The following is a 6018-nucleotide window of genomic DNA, read 5'->3' on the forward strand; positions in this document are numbered from 1 at the left end:
TTTACGTTTCGCTATCCGTGAAGGTGGCCGTACAGTTGGTGCAGGTGTTGTAGCTAAAATCATCGCGTAATAGCGACTTTAGTGAACACTAAAAAAGGAAGCTTAGGCTTCCTTTTTTATTTTTAAAATTTAATAATCAATGCTGGCATTCGTTCATAGAATGTGTAAAATGCGCCGCAGTTGATTGTAAAAAGACTTTTGAAGACTATTTACACAATGGGCTTGATCTTAGAAAGAAGATCTGTATAATTGCCCACTCGCTGACAAGTGTAGCGTAAATTATAATGTTTAACCAAATAGGTTACTCATTTTCACAGCGACTCCGATTGGGAGTCGAACGGTTAAATCATCTCGCTCTGCTTTTCCATTAGGAAGAAGCTAGAGGGTGATTTTTTATATGTCCATTTTAGGAGCTCTGGTCAATGCAGAACCAAAGAATCCGTATCCGCTTGAAAGGCTTTGATCATCGTTTAATTGATCAGTCTACAGCGGAAATCGTTGAAACTGCTAAGCGTACAGGCGCGCAGGTTCGTGGTCCAATTCCACTACCTACTCGCAAAGAGCGTTATACCGTTTTGATCTCTCCGCACGTTAATAAAGATGCTCGTGATCAGTACGAAATTCGTACCCACAAGCGTTTAGTTGACATCGTAGAGCCAACAGAAAAGACTGTAGACGCGTTAATGCGTTTAGATCTTGCGGCTGGTGTCGACGTTCAGATTAGCTTAGGTTAATTGAGATCCTTAGAAGAGGTTTGAGAGATGGCTATCGGTCTTATTGGTCGTAAAGTGGGTATGACTCGCATCTTCACTGAAGATGGTACGTCAATCCCTGTAACAGTAATCGAGATTGCAGGCAACCGTGTTACTCAAGTGAAAACTTTAGAAACTGACGGTTACCGTGCACTTCAAGTGACTACTGGTACCAAAAAAGCCAATCGCATCACTAAAGCAGAAGCAGGTCACTTTGCCAAGGGCGGCGTAGAAGCCGGTCGTGGTTTGTGGGAAATGCGTTTAGCAGATGGTGAAGGCGAAGGCATTGAAGTTGGTGCTGAAATTAATGTTGATATTTTCGCTGAGACAGTGAAAGTAGACGTTACTGGTCAATCTAAAGGTAAAGGCTTCCAAGGCGGTGTTAAGCGTTGGAATTTCCGTACTCAAGATATGACACATGGTAACTCTTTGGCACACCGTTCGAATGGTTCTATCGGTCAGAACCAAACGCCTGGTCGTGTATTCAAAGGCAAGAAAATGTCAGGCCATATGGGTGCTGAGCAAGTAACAACTCAAAATCTACACGTAGTACGTGTTGATGCAGAGCGTAACTTGTTGTTAGTACGCGGCGCAGTTCCAGGCGCTACCAATGGTGACTTGATTATCAAGCCAGCAGTTAAAGCTTAAGGTCTGAGGAGATAGTAATGGAATTGGTATTGAAAGACGCCCAGAGCGCTCTTGAAGTTTCCGAAACTACCTTCGGCCGTGACTTTAACGAGGCATTGGTTCATCAGGTAGTTGTAGCATATGCTGCAAACGCGCGTCAGGGCACTCGTGCTCAAAAGACTCGTGCGGAAGTAACTGGCTCAGGCAAAAAGCCTTGGCGCCAGAAAGGCACAGGCCGCGCTCGTGCCGGTAGTGTTAAAGGCCCAATCTGGCGTGGCGGTGGCGTAACATTCGCTGCTAAAACACAAGATCACAGCCAAAAAGTTAACAAGAAGATGTACCGTGGTGCTCTAAAGAGCATTTTCTCTGAATTGGTACGTCAAGAGCGTTTAGTTGTTGTTGAATCGTTTGGTGTTGAAGCTCCTAAAACTAAAGAGCTGAAAGCTAAATTGAAAGCAATGAACTTAGAAGACGTTCTAATTGTTACTGCAGAAGTTGATGAGAATTTATTCTTAGCAGCTCGCAACTTATACAAAGTTGACGTGCGTGACGTAGCGGGTCTTGACCCAGTTAGTCTAATTGCATTCAACACTGTTCTTGTTACTGCTGATGCAGTGAAGCAAATCGAGGAGATGCTAGCATGATCCGCGAAGAACGTTTGCTAAAAGTTATTCTTGGTCCACATATCTCTGAAAAGAGTACTGTGCTTGCTGAGAAAAACAACACTGTAGTTTTCCGCGTAGCCATCGATGCAACTAAAGCAGAGATTAAAGCTGCAGTAGCGAAGCTATTTGAAGTTGAAGTTGATTCTGTTCGCACTTTAGTTAATAAAGGCAAAACCAAGCGTACCGGTGGCCGTGTAGGTCGTCGTATCGATTGGAAAAAAGCTTATGTTACTTTAGCTGCTGGTGCTGAAATCGATTTCGTCGGCGGCGCTGAATAAGCAAAGGAGAATTATCATGGCAGTTATTAAGTGTAAGCCAACCTCTCCAGGTCGTCGCCACGTAGTTAAAGTGGTGAATACGGACCTGCATAAGGGTAAACCTTTTGCTGGCCTGTTGGCGAAAAAATCTAAAAGTGGTGGCCGTAATAATACTGGCCGTATCACTGTACGCCACGTAGGTGGTGGACATAAGCAGCACTATCGTATTGTTGACTTTAAACGCAACAAAGATGGTATCCCTGCGAAAGTTGAACGTCTTGAATACGATCCAAACCGTACAGCGCACATTGCGTTAGTACTGTATGCAGATGGTGAGCGTCGTTATATTCTTGCTGCAAAAGGCATGAAAGCTGGCGACCCAATCCAATCTGGCTTGGATGCAGAAATCAAGACTGGTAACGCTAGACCGTTACGCAACATTCCAGTAGGTAGTGTTGTACACGCTGTCGAAATGAAGCCTGGTAAAGGCGCTCAAATCGCACGTTCAGCTGGTGCTTATGTACAAGTTGTTGCTCGTGATGGTGCTTATGCAACTCTACGTCTTCGCTCTGGCGAAATGCGTAAAGTTCCAGTAGATTGCCGCGCGACATTTGGTGAAGTTGGTAATGCCGAACACATGCTACGCCAGTTAGGTAAAGCAGGTGCTAAGCGCTGGAGAGGCATACGCCCTACAGTTCGCGGTGTTGCAATGAACCCAGTAGACCATCCACATGGTGGTGGTGAAGGCCGTACTTCTGGTGGACGTCATCCAGTGAGTCCATGGGGTGTGCCGACTAAGGGTTATAAAACTCGTAGCAACAAGCGCACTGATAAGTACATCGTACGTCGTCGTAATAAATAGTAAGAGGATTCGCCATGCCACGTTCTCTCAAGAAAGGTCCCTTCATTGACCTGCACTTGCTGAAGAAGGTAGAGAAAGCGATGGAAGCGGGAGACAAAAAGCCAATTAAGACTTGGTCTCGTCGCTCAATGATCATCCCTAATATGATTGGGTTGACCATCGCTGTCCATAATGGTCGTCAGCACGTACCTGTGTTCGTAACTGACGAAATGATCGGCCACAAGCTTGGTGAATTTTCACCAACTCGCACTTATCGCGGCCATGCTGCAGATAAGAAAGCGAAGAAGCGTTAATACGGGAGGAATAAGATGGAAGTTTTAGCTAAACATCGTTTTGCTCGTACGTCTGCGCAGAAGGCCCGTCTAGTTGCTGATCAAATTCGCGGATTGCCTGTTTCTAAGGCGCTCGAGATTTTGACATTCAGCCCCAAGAAAGCCGCCGTACTAGTAAAAAAAGTACTTGACTCAGCTATCGCAAACGCCGAACACAACGAAGGTGCTGACATTGATGAGCTTAAAGTTGGAGCCGTCTTCGTAGATGAAGGCCCAACAATGAAGCGTATCATGCCACGTGCTAAAGGCCGCGCTGATCGTATCATGAAGCGTACCAGCCACATTACTGTGGTTGTAGCAGATCGCTAGGAGAAGAGAGCAATGGGACAGAAAGTACATCCTAATGGTATCCGTCTGGGTATCACTAAGCCTTGGATCTCTACCTGGTACGCAGATAAGTCAGACTATGCAAATAATCTGAACAGCGACTGGGAAGTGCGTCAATATTTAACTGAAAAGTTAAAAGCCGCATCAGTATCTAAGATTGTCATTGAACGCCCAGCGAAAAGCATCCGCGTTACCATTCACACTGCCCGTCCAGGTATTGTGATCGGTAAGAAAGGTGAAGACGTTGAAGTATTACGTGCACATGTGTCTAAAATCACTGGCACTACTGCTCAAATCAACATCGCTGAGATCCGTAAGCCTGAATTAGACGCTAAGCTCGTTGCTGACTCTATTGCTCAGCAGTTAGAGCGTCGTGTTATGTTCCGTCGTGCTATGAAGCGCGCAGTTCAAAACGCAATGCGCATTGGTGCTCAAGGTATCAAAGTTCAAGTGAGCGGCCGTTTAGGCGGCGCAGAAATCGCGCGTGCAGAATGGTATCGTGAAGGTCGTGTACCTTTGCATACTTTGCGTGCTGATATCGACTATTCAACCGCAGAAAGTCACACGCAGTATGGTGTGATTGGTATTAAAGTTTGGATCTTCAAAGGCGAAGTTCTAGATGGTTTAATCCCAGCTATTGAAGAGCCGAAGCAGCAACCTAAGCGTAAGCCTCGTGGTAAATAGGAGAAACTTTTATGCTGCAACCTAAACGTATGAAGTTTCGCAAGATGTTCAAGGGCCGCAACCGCGGTCTAGCGAACGGTACTGAAGTTAGCTTTGGTACTTTCGGTTTGAAAGCAGTCGGCCGTGGCCGTTTAACTGCACGTCAAATTGAATCTGCACGTCGTGCCATGACACGTCATGTTAAACGTCAAGGACAAATTTGGATTCGAGTTTTCCCTGACAAGCCAATTACCTCTAAGCCTCTTGAAGTGCGTATGGGTAAAGGTAAAGGTAACGTTGAATACTGGGTATGTCAGATTCAACCTGGTAAGGTTCTTTATGAGATGGGTGGTGTTCCTGAATCGTTGGCTCGTGAAGCCTTCGCTTTAGCTTCTGCTAAACTTCCTCTGAAGACTACCTTCGTAACTAAGACGGTGATGTAATGAAAGCGAGCGAACTAAGAGAAAAGAGCGTTGAAGAACTTAACGCTGAATTACTTGGTCTGCTGCGTGAGCAGTTTAACCTGCGTATGCAACACGCTACTGGTCAGTTGACTCAAACGAATCAGTTGAAACTAGTGCGTCGTAACATTGCACGTGTTAAGACCATTATTACTTCTAAGGCAGGTGCGTAATGTCTGATAAAATCCGTACTTTGCAAGGTAAAGTAATTAGCAACAAAATGGACAAGTCTATTACTGTTGCTATTGAGCGCCAAGTGAAACATCCTATTTATGGGAAGTACATTAAGCGTACTACTAAGATCCATGCACATGACGAAACTAATCAGTGTAATGAAGGCGATTTCGTGGCTATTAGCCAGTGCCGCCCTCTATCTAAGACTAAGTCTTGGACACTAGCTGAAGTAGTAACAAAAGCCTAATTTTTATTAGGTTAACGTAAACGGCTCCAGCATTTGGGGCCGTTTGTATTTTTTGCTATGCATTCCAAAAATGTGTGTTATACTTGCGCGCCAATTTTGAGTAAATTATTGCTTGATTTTGGTTCAAAATATACTCCCATAGTGGGATTGTGTAGTAACGATAGCGGAGCACTTGAAATGATCCAAATGCAATCGACTCTAGACGTCGCATGTAACAGCGGCGCACGCAGAGTTCAGTGTATTAAGGTCTTGGGTGGCTCTCATCGTCGTTATGCCGGTATCGGCGACATTATCAAAGTTTCTGTTAAAGAAGCGATTCCTCGCGCTAAAGCGAAGAAAGGTGATGTATATAACGCGGTGGTAGTCCGTACTAAGAAAGGCGTACGTCGTCCAGACGGTTCTGTCATTCGCTTCGATCGGAATGCAGCGGTATTGCTTAACGCAAACCTTGCACCGATTGGTACTCGTATCTTTGGCCCAGTGACACGTGAATTGCGTAATGATAAATTCATGAAAATTGTCTCGCTGGCACCAGAAGTACTGTAAGGAGCTTCAAATGGCAGCTAAAATCCGTCGTGAAGACGAAGTAATTATATTAGCAGGTAAAGACAAGGGTAGCCGCGGTAAGGTTTCTCAAGTTCTACCTACTGG

General features: G+C 45.1%; 14 protein-coding genes. All 14 read left to right on the plus strand.

The genetic code is table 11. From position 1 onward, the window contains the following. A partial coding sequence (locus tag H5185_RS20750; RefSeq protein WP_198552046.1) for a hypothetical protein occupies positions 1 to 70 on the plus strand: 70 nt, incomplete at its 5' end. Positions 71 to 422: 352 nt separating this feature from the next. After that, positions 423 to 734, plus strand: a complete 312-nt coding sequence (gene rpsJ, locus H5185_RS20755; RefSeq protein ID WP_011635639.1) for a 30S ribosomal protein S10 — start codon at positions 423 to 425, stop codon at positions 732 to 734. 27 nt (positions 735 to 761) lie between these two features. Next, the gene (gene rplC / locus H5185_RS20760; RefSeq protein WP_101033710.1) at positions 762 to 1400 is read left to right on the plus strand and encodes a 50S ribosomal protein L3; all 639 of its coding nucleotides are present in this window, start codon (positions 762 to 764) and stop codon (positions 1398 to 1400) included. Positions 1401 to 1417: 17 nt separating this feature from the next. Further along, positions 1418 to 2023 carry a 50S ribosomal protein L4 gene (gene rplD, locus H5185_RS20765; RefSeq protein ID WP_011635641.1) on the plus strand — a complete coding sequence of 202 codons (606 nt, stop codon included), beginning with the start codon at positions 1418 to 1420 and terminating at the stop codon, positions 2021 to 2023. Then, entirely contained in the window at positions 2020 to 2322 is a 303-nt protein-coding gene (rplW, locus tag H5185_RS20770) for a 50S ribosomal protein L23 (RefSeq protein ID WP_011635642.1), read from the plus strand. Before rplD ends, rplW begins: the two co-directional genes overlap by 4 nt. Before the next feature lie 16 nt (positions 2323 to 2338). Further along, positions 2339 to 3163, plus strand: a complete 825-nt coding sequence (rplB, locus tag H5185_RS20775) for a 50S ribosomal protein L2 (protein WP_124017691.1) — start codon at positions 2339 to 2341, stop codon at positions 3161 to 3163. 14 nt (positions 3164 to 3177) lie between these two features. After that, complete coding sequence (gene rpsS / locus H5185_RS20780) at positions 3178 to 3456, plus strand: 30S ribosomal protein S19 (protein WP_006083596.1); 279 nt, start codon at positions 3178 to 3180, stop codon at positions 3454 to 3456. Positions 3457 to 3471: 15 nt separating this feature from the next. Further along, positions 3472 to 3804, plus strand: coding sequence for a 50S ribosomal protein L22 (rplV, locus tag H5185_RS20785; RefSeq protein WP_011635644.1), 333 nt, complete (start codon positions 3472 to 3474; stop codon positions 3802 to 3804). 12 nt (positions 3805 to 3816) lie between these two features. Next, positions 3817 to 4506, plus strand: a complete 690-nt coding sequence (rpsC, locus tag H5185_RS20790) for a 30S ribosomal protein S3 (protein WP_124017690.1) — start codon at positions 3817 to 3819, stop codon at positions 4504 to 4506. 11 nt (positions 4507 to 4517) lie between these two features. Continuing rightward, complete coding sequence (gene rplP / locus H5185_RS20795) at positions 4518 to 4928, plus strand: 50S ribosomal protein L16 (RefSeq protein WP_124017689.1); 411 nt, start codon at positions 4518 to 4520, stop codon at positions 4926 to 4928. Then, complete coding sequence (gene rpmC / locus H5185_RS20800) at positions 4928 to 5119, plus strand: 50S ribosomal protein L29 (protein ID WP_006083592.1); 192 nt, start codon at positions 4928 to 4930, stop codon at positions 5117 to 5119. Before rplP ends, rpmC begins: the two co-directional genes overlap by 1 nt. Next, positions 5119 to 5367, plus strand: a complete 249-nt coding sequence (rpsQ, locus tag H5185_RS20805; RefSeq protein ID WP_124017688.1) for a 30S ribosomal protein S17 — start codon at positions 5119 to 5121, stop codon at positions 5365 to 5367. Before rpmC ends, rpsQ begins: the two co-directional genes overlap by 1 nt. A 177-nt stretch (positions 5368 to 5544) precedes the next feature. Beyond that, on the plus strand, positions 5545 to 5913 hold the full coding sequence (rplN, locus tag H5185_RS20810; RefSeq protein ID WP_011635649.1) for a 50S ribosomal protein L14: 369 nt from the start codon (positions 5545 to 5547) through the stop codon (positions 5911 to 5913). 10 nt (positions 5914 to 5923) lie between these two features. Next, positions 5924 to 6018, plus strand: a 95-nt coding sequence (locus H5185_RS20815) for a KOW motif-containing protein (protein ID WP_182743052.1), incomplete at its 3' end; no start/stop codon positions are given.

The organism is Shewanella sp. SG44-6 (assembly GCF_014164185.1).
GTDB lineage: Bacteria > Pseudomonadota > Gammaproteobacteria > Enterobacterales > Shewanellaceae > Shewanella > Shewanella vesiculosa.